We start from the raw sequence: 15127 nt of genomic DNA, 5'->3' as shown, positions 1-15127 counted from the left end.
AAATACTGGGCATTGATGCGCAGGCCCGATAGCCGGCTCCGCATTCGCTGCGAACCGGCTTGCATTCAGGTTTCGTAGCTCAGAAGACCTGGCGGTAGATCGCCTGTATGTCGTCCAGAGTCACCTCACGAGGGTTGTTGTTCAGCAAACGCGTCTGTTTGGTCGCATCCATCGCCAGAGCATCGAGGTCATCCAGAGTGATACCCACGTCCCGCAGGCGGGTCGGCAAACCAAGACGGACAGGTAAAGCTTCCAGGTGATCGATCAGTGCATGGGCTCTTTCGGTCACCGATCCTTGTATTTGCGGTAGCAGAATGGCGGCCAGTTCGGCGTAAAGCGGTGCCGCTGCCTGCAGGTTGAAACGCATCACCGGTGCCAGCACCAGCGAATTGGAAAGGCCGTGGGGAATATGGAAACGAGCGCCCAGCGGGTAAGCCAGCGCATGCACCGCAGCCACCGGAGCATTGGCAAACGCCATGCCCGCCAGGCAGGCACCGAGCAGCATCTGCTCGCGCGCTTGCGCGTCCGAGCCGTGATTGCACACATGCTCAAGATTGTCCCCGAATAGCCTCAGTGCCTCGCGAGCCAGACAATCGGAGATGGGGTTCTTCAGGTGCCTGGAAGTAAAGGATTCGATGGCGTGAACCATGGAATCAATACCCGTCGCGGCCGTGACCGAGCGAGGCAGACCCAGCGTCAGGTCCGCATCCAGCAAGGCGATGTCCGGCAACAGGGCTGGCGAGATGACCACGTTCTTCTGACCCTCGCCGGTGGTGACCACCGATATCGCAGTGACTTCAGAGCCGGTGCCTGCGGTGGTGGGGACCAGAATCAGCGGCAGGCGCCGGCCATTGGTCTGGTCGATGCCGTAGATATCGGCCAGGGTTTCTTCGCTGCGCGCCAGCAGCGCTGTCAACTTGGCCGCATCCAGAGAACTGCCACCCCCGAAACCGATCACGCAATCGGCGCAGCACTGCCGCGCGGCGTGCACTGCGTCAAGAATCACCGATTCCGGCGGGTCGGCCTGGACGTTACTGAATACTTGCAACGCGATGCCCAAGCGGGCGAAACCGCGTTCCACCGGTGCCAACAGCCCGGTTGCCAGGACGCCGGCATCCGTGACCAGCAGTACAGAGCGGTGCCCCATCGACTGCACTTGTTCGGCAAGGCGCGCTGCGGCGCCGCGCTCGATGATGATCGATCGGGTAGTGTTGAACAGCAGGCGACGCGTCATGTGATTTCCCCGTGGACAGGCCGTTGGTCGGCGGTGTCCTGCGAGGTTAAGTGTCGGTCGTCTGCCGCTCCCCCCTCTGGAGGGGAGGGTTCAGTCGATCAGTTTATGGTTACGCGCCCAGACCATGGCGTCGTATCGGCTGGAAACCCCGAGCTTGGCGTAGATGTTGCGCAGGTTCCATTTCACGGTGTCCAGGGTGATATCCAGAGTATGGGCGATGCGTTTGCTCGACATGGCCTGAGCCACAAGGCTGAGAATCTCGCGCTCCCGGGGCGTCAGTTGCGGCTCTTGCCCCGCTGTTGTCGTGCGCCGAGCACGTGTGGTCGCCGCAGCGGGTGCGCAGGGGCCGGAGAGTTTATTGATCAGTTCGTCCACATAGCTGCGCACGGGATCTTCAAGAGGGGTCCGGGCCAGACGGCCAAGCAGTTTCTCGCTCAAGGCACCTTCGTCCAGTAAGGTGCGAATCAGTCCAAGGCGCTGTCCGGCCTCCACGGCCCGACGCAGACACTCGAGGGATTCTTCTGGACAATCGAGGTCTTCGAGTACTCCAGCCGACAGCAGGTCGACCAGCACTGTAAGGCGATAGCGGTGGAAGCGTTCGGCGTAGTCTCTCACCGTTTTCAAAGCCTGCAGGGCTGCCTGGGAATCCTCGTTGATGAGTACCCGTGCACGCGACAGTGCGGCAATCGCCGGCAGTTCCGCCCGGCCACCGCGCTCGCTGCCGTGGGCGCGGACAAGCTCTTCGAGCGATTGCAACAATTCCATGGCCTGATTGCGCTGGCCCTTGATCAGACTCACGCGGATCTGTTCGCTCAGCAACTGGGCCACCGGTCGAATCTGTCCCAGGCAGCGTAAATGAGCGATTTGCTGGCGCAGAAAGGTCAGCGCGGCATCCGGACCTTTTTGCAGCAGGTCGAGACGGCTGCGGCTGATGTTGGTGCGCACGATGACTTCGGGAACGGAGGAGTGCAGCAGGCCAAAGCGGTTGGCAATCAGCTCGCGGGCGTCATCGATCCGGTCAAGCTCGTAGAATGCATCGGCCAGAAGGCTGGCGCAGAGATTGGCGCAAATCGAACGGTGTCCGCCCTCCCGGGTGGAGCGTTCCAGCAATTCGGATACCAGCGGCTCGGCCACGCCGATCTCACCGCTGATCATATAGGTGGTCAAGCGTGCCGATTCCGCGACCAGCGCCATGTCGTTGCCGCGATCCTGCGGCGGTATCGGATGAATGTCGAACAAGCGGCGGGCATCGGCATAGCGTCCCGCGGTGTAATAGGCGACGGCCAATGCCGCCAGCAGCATGTAGCGCAGGAAGGGGTTTTCCATGGGCGCATCGAGCACAGGCTCCAGCAGGCCGATCGTATGCTCGCTGTCGTCTTCCTGTATGGCGATGGCCGCATGGATCAGCGGCAGGCCGCTGATCAGCTCGGGGTGCGCGCTCAGGTCGCTGGCCTTTAAACGATCGAGCCAGGGTTTTGCCCGCGCCGGACGCGAAGTCAGCGAAACCGTGACGCAGGCCAGAAACAGCAGGCGTTGGTGGGAAAACAGCACGTCCTCGGGCAAGCGTTCCAGCAAACGCAAGGTTGGTGCGAGGTACTCCAGGCTCCAGGTGGCGGGGGCTGCCGCTTCGATGACTCGTATCGCAAAATCGGTGTCGTCACCCAGGCTGGCGTGGCGCACCGCTTCGGTGAGGCAGTTGTGCGCGGCGAACCAATGGGCACCGAGGCGGTGCAGGGCGCGGATATCCCCGCCCCGACGTTCCAGGCGCGCGCTGAGGAATTCACCGAACAGCGGCTGGAAGCGATACCAGGTCCTCCGGTCCTCGGAGTCGACCCGTTGAATCAGAAGGTTCTCGTCTTCCATGCGCTGAAGCAGTTCACCGGCTTCGGTATGCCCCGTCACGGCCACCGCCATGGCAGCGTTGAATCGACGGAAGATCGACAACGCTTCGGCCACTTCCACCAAGTCCTTTGGCAGGTGTGCCACCACTTCTTCGCTGAGATAGCTTTGCAGATCACTGGATCGCCAGACCAGGTCATTGAGCACCGATCGGGTAGAGGGGCGGTTCTTGAGCATGATCATGATCAGTTGCAGGCACGACGGCCAGCCGCTGGTCAGGTCATGGATCAGGCTCAGCTCATCGGCGTTGATCTTGTCGGTGCCCAGGTTCTGTTCGACGAAGGTGCGAGTCTCGGTCAGGTCGAACGGCAGCTCGGCACTTTCGATTTCTACCACCTGGTCCATGACCCGCAGGCGCGACAGGCTCAGCGGCGCATTGACCCGCGAGGCCAGTACCAGGTGCAGGTTGCCCGGACTCTGGTCGAGCAGTTTTTGAATCAGCTTGTGGGCATGGGGGACTTCCACATGGTGGTAGTCATCGACGATCAGATAGAGCTCCTTGCTGATCATCGCCGCCCCTTCGACGATGATCGCGACGCAGGTTTCCATTGCAGGCACCGTGCTGTCTTCGCGGATCAGATCGATGTCCACTTCGATTCCCAAGCGGCGTAACCCTTCAAACAGCGCGGTGCAGAAAGCGGCGTAGCCCTTGTCCTCGGCCGTCAGCGAAACCCACGCAACTTCCGCGCCCGCCATGAGTCGATCCTGACGCCACTGGGCCATTAAGGTCGTCTTGCCGTAGCCCGCGGCGCCGGTGACCAACGCCAGTTTGCAGTGATGCATGAGTTTGAGCCGGGCGAGCAGGGCAGTACGCAGCACATGGCGAGAGCCGATACGCGGTGGCGAAAATTTGGTCGAAACCAGGTGTCTGGCTGGGGTGTCTGGCAACTTCTTGTCCTCGCGCCAGGGGCATGGCGACTCAAGAGCCGGGCGAAACTAGCCAACCTGTCGATACAGGTCAAGATTTTACGATAGTGCCATTTGAGCCCTTGTGGGAGCGAGCCTGTGAGCGACGGCAGTGTGTCAGCCGCCGAAGATGTTGAATGTGCTGGCGCCTTCGCGAGCAGGCTCGCTCCCACAAGGGACCAGCGGCGCTGCTCAAATTCAAGTGGCAGTCCATCCGCAAAGGGGGGGACGAGAGTGCAGCCTTGTTTTCTAAGATCTTCCCGGTTCCCGTTTTGGGCACTTACGAAGGAATCACGATGAAACTGGATAATAAAGTCGCCGTCGTCACGGGCGCGGCATCGGGGCTTGGCCTGGCCACGTGCAAGGCGCTGGCGGCAGCCGGGGCGAAGGTGGTGGGGTTCGATCTGGATCAACAGAGGCTTGATGCAGCGCTGGATGGCATGGTCGGCATCGCCGTCGACGTGTCCGACGAAGCCAGTGTCAAGGCAGCTATCGACGCGGTGGTGCAACGCTTTGGCGCGGTGCATGTGGCGGTGAACTGCGCGGGGATCCTGGGGCCGTGCAAGACGCTTTCCAAGGGCCAGTTGTTTCCAACCGAGCTGTGGAACCGGGTGTTGGGGGTCAACCTCACCGGTACCTTCAACATGATCCGCCACGCGGCCCTGGCCATGTCCACAAACACACCCAATGACAGTGGCGAGCGCGGGGTGATCATCAACACGGCGTCGGGTGCTGCGCGTGAGGGGCAGATGGGGCAAGCGGCCTACAGTGCGAGCAAGGCCGGGGTCATCGGCATGACCTTGCCGATCGCCCGTGACTTGGCCGAACACGGGATCCGCGTGGTGAGCCTGGCACCGGGTCTGTTCGAGTCCGGCATGTCCGCGGGCATGCCGGCGAAAGTCTCCGAAACCATCGTCAACGGCCTGCTTTTTCCTCGGCGCATGGGCCTGCCGGAGGAATTTGCCGCGCTGGTGCGCCATGTGGTGGAGAACGCCTACCTCAATGCGCTGACCCTGGATATCCAGTGCGGTACCCGTTGATCTGCTGACACAAATAACGGCAAAAACCTGTGGCGAGGGAGCTTGCTCCCGCTTGAGTGCGTAGCACTCACAAATCGCGCTGGCTGGCGGACTTTTGGGGCCGCTACGCAGCCCAACGCGAGCAAGCTCGCTCGCCACCCTCGGGCCGTGCGGATTACCGCGGGGCGATGCTGCGGTACCAGGCCACACCTTGATCATCCAGCTCGACGCTGACCTCACCACGCAGCAACAAGTGATTGAGGCAGGCCAGGGTCTCGCCGGTTGCCAGGGTGAGACGGGTGGGGTCGTCGTTGCGTATCTCGGTGCTAAACAGCAGTCTGAACAGATCAATCACGCGTCTGGGCTCGCCCAGCCCCCCGCGCAGTCGATCCAGTGCGCCATGGGCATCCGCCAGCAGTTGCTCGATCCGCACATGCAGGCCACGGAACGGTTTGTTGTGCGATGGCAAAACCAACACATCATCTGGCACGCAACGACGCAGCGTTGCCAGGGATTCAAGCCAGTCTTGCAACGGGTCGGCGTCCGGCTCGCTCGGTTGCACCGAAACGTTGGACGAGATACGCGGCAGCACCTGGTCGCCGGATATCAGCAGCTTGCGGTCCGCGTCATACAGGCAAGCGTGTTCCGGTGAATGACCGGCGCCTACCACTACCTCCCAGAAATGCCCGCCGATGCTCAGCCGCTCGCCGTCGCGAATACGTCGATAGCTGTCGGGCAAGGGTGAAATCATCCGGCCGAAACCGCCGAAGCGTTGACGATAACGCTCCAGGGTCTGCTCGTCCCAACCGGCGCGACGGTAGAACGCCAGGGTTTCTTCAGGTGCCGGGCGGGTGCTGTCGCTGGTCAGCATTCGGCATTGCAGATACTCCAGGCGCGTCATCCACAAGCGAGTAGCGGTCTGTCGTGTCAGCCAGCCGGCCATTCCCACATGGTCCGGATGAAGATGGGTGGCGATCACCCGGGTCAGAGGAGCCTCGCTAAGCACGCCTTCGAGTAACGCGTGCCAAAGGGCGACCGTTTGATCGTCCTGAATACCGGTATCGACCAGCGCGGTGCCCGCCCCATCGGCCAGGAGCCAGACGTTGATGGCGCCCAGGGATACCGGCAGCGGCAGCCGCAGCCACTGTACGCCCGGCGCTATCTGCTCGGGTACGCCAGGCATGGGCGGCGTGGCGAAGGGGTAGCTGATCGGCGCGCCCGCGCTGGTCGGTGTGTCGTCGGTCATGGTGTTCTCCCGTCTGTGTTCAACGCCGGCGCATCCGGTGCAGGTGCGCAATCGACTCGATGTACCAGACGCTACCGAAGGGGGGGTAGGGGTGCACCCCCCTTTCAGAAAGGGGGGGGAGGACAGCGGCCCGACGCTGGCACCCTGCGGAGCACTCGATCACTGATTGAGTGGCTTGCGAACCTGGATGTCCAGGTTCAACCCAGGGGAGGAGGCACCCAGATGAATAACAAGAACAAATCGAATCAAAGTCATCCCACCAGTTCTCATGCATTGAAGGCAACGGTCGTGGCCATGTGCGCGATTGCCTGCGGCAGCGCCGCTGCGGTCGAGATCGATACCGGCAACGACGACATCCAGCTGCGTTGGGACAATACCCTGCGCTACAACCTGGGTATGCGTACCGAAGGGCAGGACAAGGCGATCCTGGCGAACCCGAACAACGACGACGGCGATCGCAACTTCGATAAGCACAGCCTGGTCAATAATCGCCTGGACGTGCTTAGTGAGGCGGATCTCATTTACAAGCAAATGTACGGCGCGCGCGTCAGTGCCGCCCTCTGGTATGACGACGCCTATGCCGGCAATCTGGATAACGACAGCGTCGCCACCTCCAACCACCTTGGCTCCGACGGTAAACCGGCCCTGGGACTGAGCCGCTATACAGACCGCTATTATGAAGGCCCGTCCGGCGAGATCATGGACGCCTTTGTCTTTGGCGAAACCCAGCTCGGCGACATGCCGCTCAAGGCCCGCCTGGGCCGCCATACCGTGAACTGGGGTGAATCGTTGCTGGGCGCTGGCGCCATCCATGGCATTTCCTACGGTCAGGCGCCACTGGATCAGGGCAAGGCGTTGGCCCTGCCGGGGATCGAGGCCAAGGAGCTGTACCTGCCGCGCAATCAGATTTCCACGCAGTTGCAAGTCAACCCCGAGTGGTCTTTCGCTGCGCAGTATTTCTTCGAATGGCGGCCTTCGCGAGTTCCCGAATCCGGTAGCTATCTGGGTTTCGCTGATATCTACCAACAAGGTGGCGAGTCGTTCATCCTCAGCCCCACACTGCGTGCAATCCATGGCGACGACATCGAGCCGCGCAATTCCGGAGATTGGGGCGTGATGACTCGATGGAGTCCGGAGTGGCTGGACGGCACCCTGGGATTCTACGTGCGTCAGTTCTCCGACACCCTGCCGCAAGTGATCTTGCTGGCTAATGCCCGGCCGCAGTATTTCCTCAACTACGCCGACAAGATCGACATGTATGGCATCAGCCTGTCGAAGGAAATCGGCGGCATCAGTGTCGGTGCCGACCTCAACTATCGCCACAACATGCCGCTGGTCAGTTCGGCGGCGCGGATCACCTCGACCGCACAACTGCCGGATGACGGCGACATTCTCGGCGCCCGTGGCGACACCCTGCACGGTGTGCTCAATGCAATCGGCACGGTCAGCCCGACGCCGCTGTTCGACAGCGCCAGTTGGTCGACCGAGCTGACCTGGAGCCGCTGGATTTCGGTCAATGACGACCCGCTCAACCTGTTCAAGGGCTCGTCCGCCTACAAGGCAGTGCCGAGCAACATCGACGAAGTGTCCCGTGACGCCTATGGCATTGCCGTCAATTTCACCCCGACTTGGTATCAGGTGTTCCCCGGCGGCGACCTGTCGATGCCCATCAGTTACTCCCAGGGCCTCTCGGGTAATTCGGCGGTTGCTTCCGGCGGTAACAAGGACGCCGGCAGCTACGCAGTGGGCCTGGGGCTGGACCTCTACAGTCGCTACCGTTTCGACCTGAAGTATGTGGACTACTTCGGTGACTACTCGACCAACCCTGTGACCGGTGCGGCCCTGACCCCGAGTGGCAGCCAGGCGCTGCTGGAAGATCGCGGCGCGGTGTTCTTCACCTTCAAGACCACGCTCTGAGCCGCGCTTGAGTCAATAGCAAGTCCGCCCACGGCGGTCCCGCTGCGGACCGCCGCTGGAGCAATGCGCGCTCGCGCGCACCCGATGTGAGGTGACAACGTGTTTAAACAACTCTTGCGGACACCCTTGATGATACTGGCCACGCTTCTGGCGTTGCCGACGTTCGCCCAGCCGGGTTTCGTCTCGCCACTCGACACACCTGCGTTGCAAAGCGCCAAGGCGATCCAGGCACCCATCAACGCACTGGCCAAGGCCGGGGGACGGCTGATCGCGGCCGGCCAGCGCGGTCATATTCTTTACTCGGACAACGGCACGAACTGGGTTCAAGCCCAGGTGCCCGTCAGCTCGGACCTGACTGCACTGGCGTTTCCCAATGCCAGCCAGGGCTGGGCCGTTGGCCACGAAGGCGTTGTGCTGCACAGCACCGACGCTGGCAAAACCTGGATCAAACAGCTCGATGGGCAGCAGATCGCCCGGATCCTGCTCAAGCAGTATGGCAACCCCGCCAACCCGGATGACACCGAGGCACAGCGCCTGAAGCAGGATGCTGAACTGTTCGCGACCCAGGGCGCCGATAAACCGCTGCTGGACGTGTGGTTTACCGATGAACGCAGGGGATTCGTGACCGGCGCCTTCAACCTGATCCTGCGCACCGAGGATGGCGGCCAAACCTGGACCGCTTGGCAGGACCGTGTCGACAACCCGCGCAGCATGCACCTGTACGGTATGCGTCCGGCAGCCGGCACGTTGTTCATGGTCGCCGAACAAGGTCTGGTGCTGAAGCTGGATCCTGTCAGCCAGCGCTTCGTCAAAATCGAACTGCCTTACGAGGGCACGCTGTTCGGCCTGCTCGGCGATGACCATCTGGTGCTGGTCTACGGCCTGCGCGGCAATGCCTTGCGCAGCCTTGATGGCGGGGCAAGCTGGAGCACGGTCGACACCGGCATCAAGGAAGGCATCACCAGTGGCTTGATCGCCGAAGACGGTTCGATCCTGCTCGCCAGCCAGACCGGTCAGTTGCTTCGTTCCACTGATCGTGGGGCCGCATTCAGTCGTGTCCCGCTGGACCGTGTAGCACCCAATTTTGCACTGGCATCTGCTGGCGATGGGGCGATCGCCCTGGCCGGACTGGGTGGCGTGCGCGTGCAAAGCCTGCAACAGAACAAGAAAGTCGGAGAGCTGTGATGGGTAGCCACAACGCCAGCGACAACCTGCAGTCCATCGGCAACATTGCTGATTTCAATCATCAGTCGGGCAGTCGTCTGGAACGGTTGATCTTCAACCATCGCCTGCTGGTCATCCTGCTGTGCGGCATCGTCTCGATCATTCTCGGCTGGGATTCGTCGCGCCTGACGCTCAATGCCGCATTCGAGAAAACCATTCCGCTGAATCAGCCGTACATCCGTAACTTTCTGGAGAACCGCGACGAACTCAAGGGCCTGGGCAATGCCGTGCGCGTGGTGGTGGAAAACCGCTCTGGCGATATTTTTGACCCCGCGTATCTACAGGCGCTCAAGCACATCAACGATGAGCTGTTCCTGACGCCGGGCGTCGACCGGGCCAACGTCAAGTCGTTGTGGATGCCAGTGGTGCGCTGGAACGAGGTGACCGAAGAGGGCTTCGCCGGTGGTCCGGTGATGCCCGACAATTACACCGGCTCCCAGGCCAGCATCGATGCCTTGCGCCAGAACATCGGCCGGGCGCAGTTGCTGGGTAATCTGGTGGGCACCGATTTCCGTTCCAGCATGATTTTCGTGCCGCTGCTGGACAAGGACAACAACACCGGTCAGCCGCTGGATTACTGGGAATTGTCCAAGCGCCTGGAAAGTATCCGCGCGCAGTTCTCCGGCACCCAGGGCAGCGCCGACCTGGACATCCGCATTGTCGGATTCTCCAAGGTCGTAGGCGATCTGCTCGATGGCTTGCAGCAGATGATCCTGTACTTCGCCGTGGCGGCGGTGATCGCGGCGCTGATCATTTTTGCCTGGACCCGTTGTGTGCGCAGCACAGCGCTGGTGCTGGGCTGTTCCTGCATCGCCGTGTTGTGGCAACTAGGGTTGATCGCGCGCCTGGGTTTTGAGCTGGACCCTTATTCGATTCTCGTACCCTTCCTGGTGTTCGCCATCGGCGTGTCCCATGGCGCGCAAAAAATGAACGGGATCATGCAAGACGTGGCCCGTGGCACCCATCGGCTGGTCGCTGCCCGCTACACCTTCCGGCGTCTGTTTCTGGCCGGGGTCACGGCGCTTGTGGCCGACGCCGTGGGCTTTGGCGTGTTGATGCTGATCGATATTCCGGTGATCCAGGACTTGGCGATCACGGCGTCCATCGGTGTTGCCCTGTTGGTGTTCACCAACTTGATCCTGCTGCCGGTGATGCTGTCTTACACCGGCGTCAGCCCCAATGCTGCGGCGCGCAGCCTGCGCAAAGAGCAGCGTGAAACGACCGGGATCTGGCGTTTGCTGGAGCGCTTTACCGAGCGTCGCTGGGCGACGGCACTGCTGCTGGGCTCGGCGCTCCTGACGGTGGCAGGCTTCGTTGTCAGCACCCATCTGAAGATCGGCGATCTGGATGCCGGGGCCTCGGAACTGCGGCCCAACTCGCGCTACAACCTGGATAACGCCTACATCAATAGCAAGTACTCGCTGTCTTCGGATCAGTTCGCGGTCATCGTCAAGACCAAGGCTGAAGGTTGTCTGGAGTACCAGACCCTGGTCGACGCCGATCGCCTGGGCTGGGTCCTGCAACAAGTACCGGGGGTGCAGAGCACGGTGTCTCTGGCCGATGCGGTGCGCAAGATTACGGCGGGCTCCTACGAGGGCAGTCCCAAGTGGATGTCGATTTCTCCCAACCAGGATGTACTCAACTACGCGGCACGGACCGCGAGCACCAGCAACCCTGAGCTATTCAACAACGACTGCTCGGTGATGCCGGTGGTGGCCTACCTCTCCGATCACAAGGCGCAGACCCTGGATCAAGTGGTACAGGCCGCGCAAGCCTTCGCCACCGCGCACAGCACGCCGGACCGCCAGTTCTTGCTGGCCGCCGGCAGCGCCGGGATCGAAGCGGCAACCAACATCGTGGTCAAGAAGGCCAACCTGACCATGCTGATGTACGTGTACGCGGCGGTCATCGTGCTGTGCTTCATCACCTTCCGCAGCTGGCGCGCGGTGGTGGTGGCCGTGGTGCCGCTGGTCATCACCTCGATTCTCTGCGAAGCGTTGATGGTGCTGCTGGGCATGGGCGTCAAGGTCGCGACTTTGCCGGTGATCGCGCTGGGGGTGGGCATCGGCGTCGACTACGCCCTTTATCTGTTGAGCATTCAGCTGGCCCGTCAACGCGCTGGCGACACATTGGCACAAGCCTACCGGCATGCCTTGCGCTTTACCGGCAAAGTCGTGGCGCTGGTGGGCGTGACCCTGGCGGCGGGTGTGATCACCTGGGCGTTCTCGCCCATCAAGTTCCAGGCTGACATGGGCATTCTGCTGACCTTCATGTTCCTCTGGAACATGCTGGGCGCCCTGGCCCTGATCCCGGCGCTATCGCACTTCCTGCTCAGGGATGTGCATGTCACCGGCTCACCGGTGGTCATGCCGGCGACCACGCAGACGTCAGTCGGCAACCCCTCCAAGGCCCGGACTGTGCAATCCGTACAGGCCGATCCGAACCCTGTCTGACCCTCTGAATTCATAAGGAATCACCATGAGCGATACATCCGCAGCGTTCCTCGGCGAACAGGAAATCATGATCCGCGACTCGGCGCGCAAGGTGGCCGCAGAGGTCGTTGCCCCCACGGCGGCCGAACGTGACCGTAGCGCCGCCTGGCCCCGCCGTGAGCTGCAAGACGTTGCCGAACTGGGCTTTCTCGGCATGCTGATCCCCGAAGAATATGGCGGTGCCGGTGCCAGTTTTGTCGAGTACTGCCTGGCCATCGAGGAGTTCGCTGCCGCCGACACCGGATTCGCCACCCTTATTCACGTCCACAACTCGGTGGGCCTGGCCGTGGCGCGGCTGGGTAATGAAGAACAGAAGCGCAAGTACCTGCCGGATCTGGCCAGTGGCAAGCGAATCGGTGCCTTTTTGCTCAGCGAACCCCACGCCGGCTCCGACACGGCAGCGTTCCGTACCCAGGCTCGGCGGGAAGGCGAGCACTACGTCATCAATGGCAGCAAGCAATTCATCTCCAACGGCAACGAAGCGGGCCTGGGCCTGGTGCTCGCGGTGACCGACAAAGCGGCCGGCAAGCAGGGCAGCAGCCTGTTGATCGTCGACCCGCAGCAAAACCCCGGTTATGTCGTGGCACGGGTGGAGCACAAGATGGGCCAGCGCTCGGCCCACGTTGCGCAGATCCAGTTGGAACAATGCCGGGTACCGGTATCGAATCTGCTCGGTGAGGAAGGGGCCGGCTATCGCAGTGTGATGGGGTCGCTGTCGGAAGGACGGGTGGCCATTGCCGCCGTTGCCACCGGTACCGCGCGCGCAGCGCTGGAGGCGGCAGTGGGCTACGCCAAGGAGCGCGAGGCCTATGGCGCGCCGATCATCCAGCTGCAAGGGGTGGCATTCGACCTGGCAGACATGGCGGCGCAAGTCGATGTCGCCCACCACTACATGGTGCATGCCGCGCGGCTTTGCGAGGCAGGGGTGGCCTGCGCCAAGGAAGCATCGATGGCCAAACTGTTTGCCAGCGAAATGGCGGAAAAGGTGTGTTCCGACGCGCTGCAGATCCATGGCGGCTACGGCTATCTCAACGATTTCCCGGTTGAGCGTTATTGCCGCGATGTGCGGGTGACCAAGATCTACGAAGGCACCAGTCACATTCAGAAGTTGATCATCGCACGCAGCCTGGGCTGAAAACTGTGCCTGCCCCCTCCACTGGGAGGGGGGCGCCCGGCAGCTGTAGCAAATAACCTGTTACTGAATGCCGGACTCGTATGTACCGATGGATTCGCGACCATTGGCAGGGAATCAGACCATGAAGATGCAGAAAGCGACTGATGCACAGCGACAGGCGGTGGAAAGTTTCCGTACCTTCCTCGCGTTGGAGGTGACGCCCGTGATTCGAAAGTTTCGGGGTCGTTCCATCCCTGCGGAAAGGATGCGCGAAATCACCCAGGGCGTTGCCGAGTTCGGCTTGCCCGGCGCAAGTATCGCGCCGGCTCTTGGTGGCATGGGTTTCTCCGTCATCACCGAGGCCATGTTGCTTGAGGAACTGTGTGTGGTCTCATGCGAAGTCGCCCACTGTGTCATCGGCAACATGCTCGTTGCGAGCGTACTGGCAGACTTGCCTGTGGCGCAGCAAAAGTTGCGCGACCAGTATTTGCCGGACTTGCTGGCAGGTAGAAGCTTCGCCGGTCTTTACCTGCCACAGACCGATGCCCAGGCAGAAGGGGGTGTCAATGCCTGGCAAACGGCCGACGGTTGGGTGATCAATGGTGCGCATGAGCAAGTGTGTAATGGTTTGTACTGCGACTTTCTCATCGCCCAGGTGCGCACTGAGAGAGGGGCGCTGTGTCATGTGCTGGTAGAGCGTGAGCAACATGGCTATACCTCGCGAATCCTCGACAGGCCCACCCTGAACGGCATGTTCAGCGCCCGAGTGTCATTCAGCAACGTGCGCTTGCCTGTCAGCCAGGTTATCTGGGAAGAACAGAACCGCCTGGAACGTCAGACCAGGCTGCTGGAACAGGTCGACGTTTGCGCAGCCTTGTTATCGATTGGTTTGACGCGGGCCGTGCAGGAGGCGTGCATTGCCGCCGCGCAACTCCCCGACAGTCCTGGCTGCTCCTGCGCATCCCAACCGCTGGCGGCCCTCAGGATTGCAGAGATGGCGACTCGACTCGAAGCGGCGAGGCTCATGTGCTTGCGGGCCTATTCGCTGATCGATGACGGCACCCCTTGCCAGCTTCAGGCGAGCATGGCCCGCTGGCTGGCGAGCGAAACCGCACTCAAGGCTTGCCAGAATGCGCTGCAACTGCCCGGTGGCAAGGAGCTGAGCGCGGCATTGGACCTCGAGCGCCTTGTGCGCGAGTCCATCGTACTGCCGTCTCCGAATGGCCTGACAGACGCGCAAAAATTTTCGATCGCCAATGCGCTCATGGGTATCAGCATCCAGCCGACGTTCAACGTCGTGGCGCCCTGAACCATGGCCCGCCGAGGCCTCCTGAAACCGGGCAACGAGAAGAAGGTAGCGTCCTCTCCTTGCCAAGACAACATTCAGGTGGAACTGCCCGCCAGGCCACGCAAACAACCGAAGCAGGCGCGTTCGGTTGCCCTGGTCGACGCCCTGAAAACCGCTGGGCGGGAGATCCTCGAAGGGGAAGGGCGCGAGGCGTTGTCGATCTACCGATTGTCCGACTACTCGGGCGTCGCGATCAGTTCGATCTACGAATACTTCCCCACCATCGACTCGCTGATCGGCGCGATTTTCGAGGATTATCGCGCCGATGTCCGCCAGCAAGTGATCGCCGGCATCCTGGCGTTGCCCGACACGGCCACGCTCTACGAAGGCATCGAAATGGTACTGCGCACCGGCCTTTGCGCCTTGCATCGCTGGTTGCAGGTCGACTCGGAGCTGAGCCTCAAGAGCGCTCACTACGGAGAGCTGGTGCGTCTGGACATCGTCAAGCCGGAGCGCTTCTGGATCTCGATGGTCATTCCGGCCTTGGTGCAGCGTTTTACCGATCAGGTTTTGGTGCGTGACCGCGAAAAAGCCGGTTTTCTTGCCTACCAGGCCGTCACCGCTTTACCCCGGGCGCTGATGATCGAGAATCCCGAGTACCTGCTCGATGACGACACCGTTCGCCTACTGACGCGCATGCTCCATGCGCTGCTGACCACGGCAGATGCGGAATAACCCGCATCGCTTATCCATAGAAAATAACATTACCAATATATAACAAATACTTA

At 61.6% G+C, this 15127-nt stretch carries 10 protein-coding genes; 7 read left to right on the top strand and 3 right to left on the bottom strand.

The features are described from left to right. Positions 1-79: 79 nt before the first annotated feature. On the bottom strand, positions 80-1234 hold the full coding sequence (locus HNO86_RS07435) for an iron-containing alcohol dehydrogenase (protein ID WP_175376354.1): 1155 nt from the start codon (positions 1232-1234) through the stop codon (positions 80-82). Positions 1235-1324: 90 nt separating this feature from the next. After that, positions 1325-3952: a LuxR C-terminal-related transcriptional regulator gene (locus tag HNO86_RS07430; RefSeq protein ID WP_372242516.1), complete on the bottom strand. Its 2628-nt coding sequence runs from the start codon at positions 3950-3952 to the stop codon at positions 1325-1327. A 383-nt stretch (positions 3953-4335) separates the two neighbouring features. Between HNO86_RS07430 and HNO86_RS07425 the strand changes: the two genes are divergently transcribed. Continuing rightward, on the top strand, positions 4336-5079 hold the full coding sequence (locus HNO86_RS07425; protein ID WP_110962901.1) for an SDR family NAD(P)-dependent oxidoreductase: 744 nt from the start codon (positions 4336-4338) through the stop codon (positions 5077-5079). A gap of 154 nt (positions 5080-5233) precedes the next feature. Here the strand turns inward: HNO86_RS07425 and HNO86_RS07420 are convergent, their stop codons facing one another. Continuing rightward, a complete protein-coding gene (locus HNO86_RS07420; RefSeq protein WP_175376352.1) occupies positions 5234-6304 on the bottom strand; it encodes an MBL fold metallo-hydrolase in 1071 nt (356 codons plus the stop codon). A gap of 222 nt (positions 6305-6526) precedes the next feature. Here HNO86_RS07420 and HNO86_RS07415 point away from each other — a divergent pair, with 222 nt between their 5' ends. The 6 genes from HNO86_RS07415 (at position 6527) to HNO86_RS07390 (ending at position 15074) form a co-directional block, all read left to right on the top strand. Then, positions 6527-8221: a DUF1302 domain-containing protein gene (locus HNO86_RS07415; protein ID WP_110962899.1), complete on the top strand. Its 1695-nt coding sequence runs from the start codon at positions 6527-6529 to the stop codon at positions 8219-8221. A 129-nt stretch (positions 8222-8350) separates the two neighbouring features. Beyond that, positions 8351-9406 (top strand): YCF48-related protein, encoded by a 1056-nt coding sequence (locus HNO86_RS07410; RefSeq protein WP_178131069.1) that lies wholly within the window; start codon positions 8351-8353, stop codon positions 9404-9406. Then, positions 9406-11898: an RND family transporter gene (locus HNO86_RS07405; RefSeq protein WP_175376350.1), complete on the top strand. Its 2493-nt coding sequence runs from the start codon at positions 9406-9408 to the stop codon at positions 11896-11898. Before HNO86_RS07410 ends, HNO86_RS07405 begins: the two co-directional genes overlap by 1 nt. A gap of 25 nt (positions 11899-11923) precedes the next feature. Next, positions 11924-13072, top strand: coding sequence for an acyl-CoA dehydrogenase family protein (locus tag HNO86_RS07400; protein WP_110962896.1), 1149 nt, complete (start codon positions 11924-11926; stop codon positions 13070-13072). Between the two features lie 121 nt (positions 13073-13193). After that, positions 13194-14360, top strand: a complete 1167-nt coding sequence (locus HNO86_RS07395) for an acyl-CoA dehydrogenase family protein (RefSeq protein ID WP_175376349.1) — start codon at positions 13194-13196, stop codon at positions 14358-14360. 3 nt (positions 14361-14363) lie between these two features. After that, positions 14364-15074 (top strand): TetR/AcrR family transcriptional regulator, encoded by a 711-nt coding sequence (locus HNO86_RS07390; protein ID WP_175376348.1) that lies wholly within the window; start codon positions 14364-14366, stop codon positions 15072-15074. Positions 15075-15127: the final 53 nt, after the last annotated feature.

The sequence above is a fragment of the Pseudomonas sp. C1C7 genome, from assembly GCF_013359595.1.
Classification (GTDB): Bacteria; Pseudomonadota; Gammaproteobacteria; order Pseudomonadales; family Pseudomonadaceae; genus Aquipseudomonas.
This window is presented reverse-complemented; position numbering and strand designations above follow the sequence as displayed.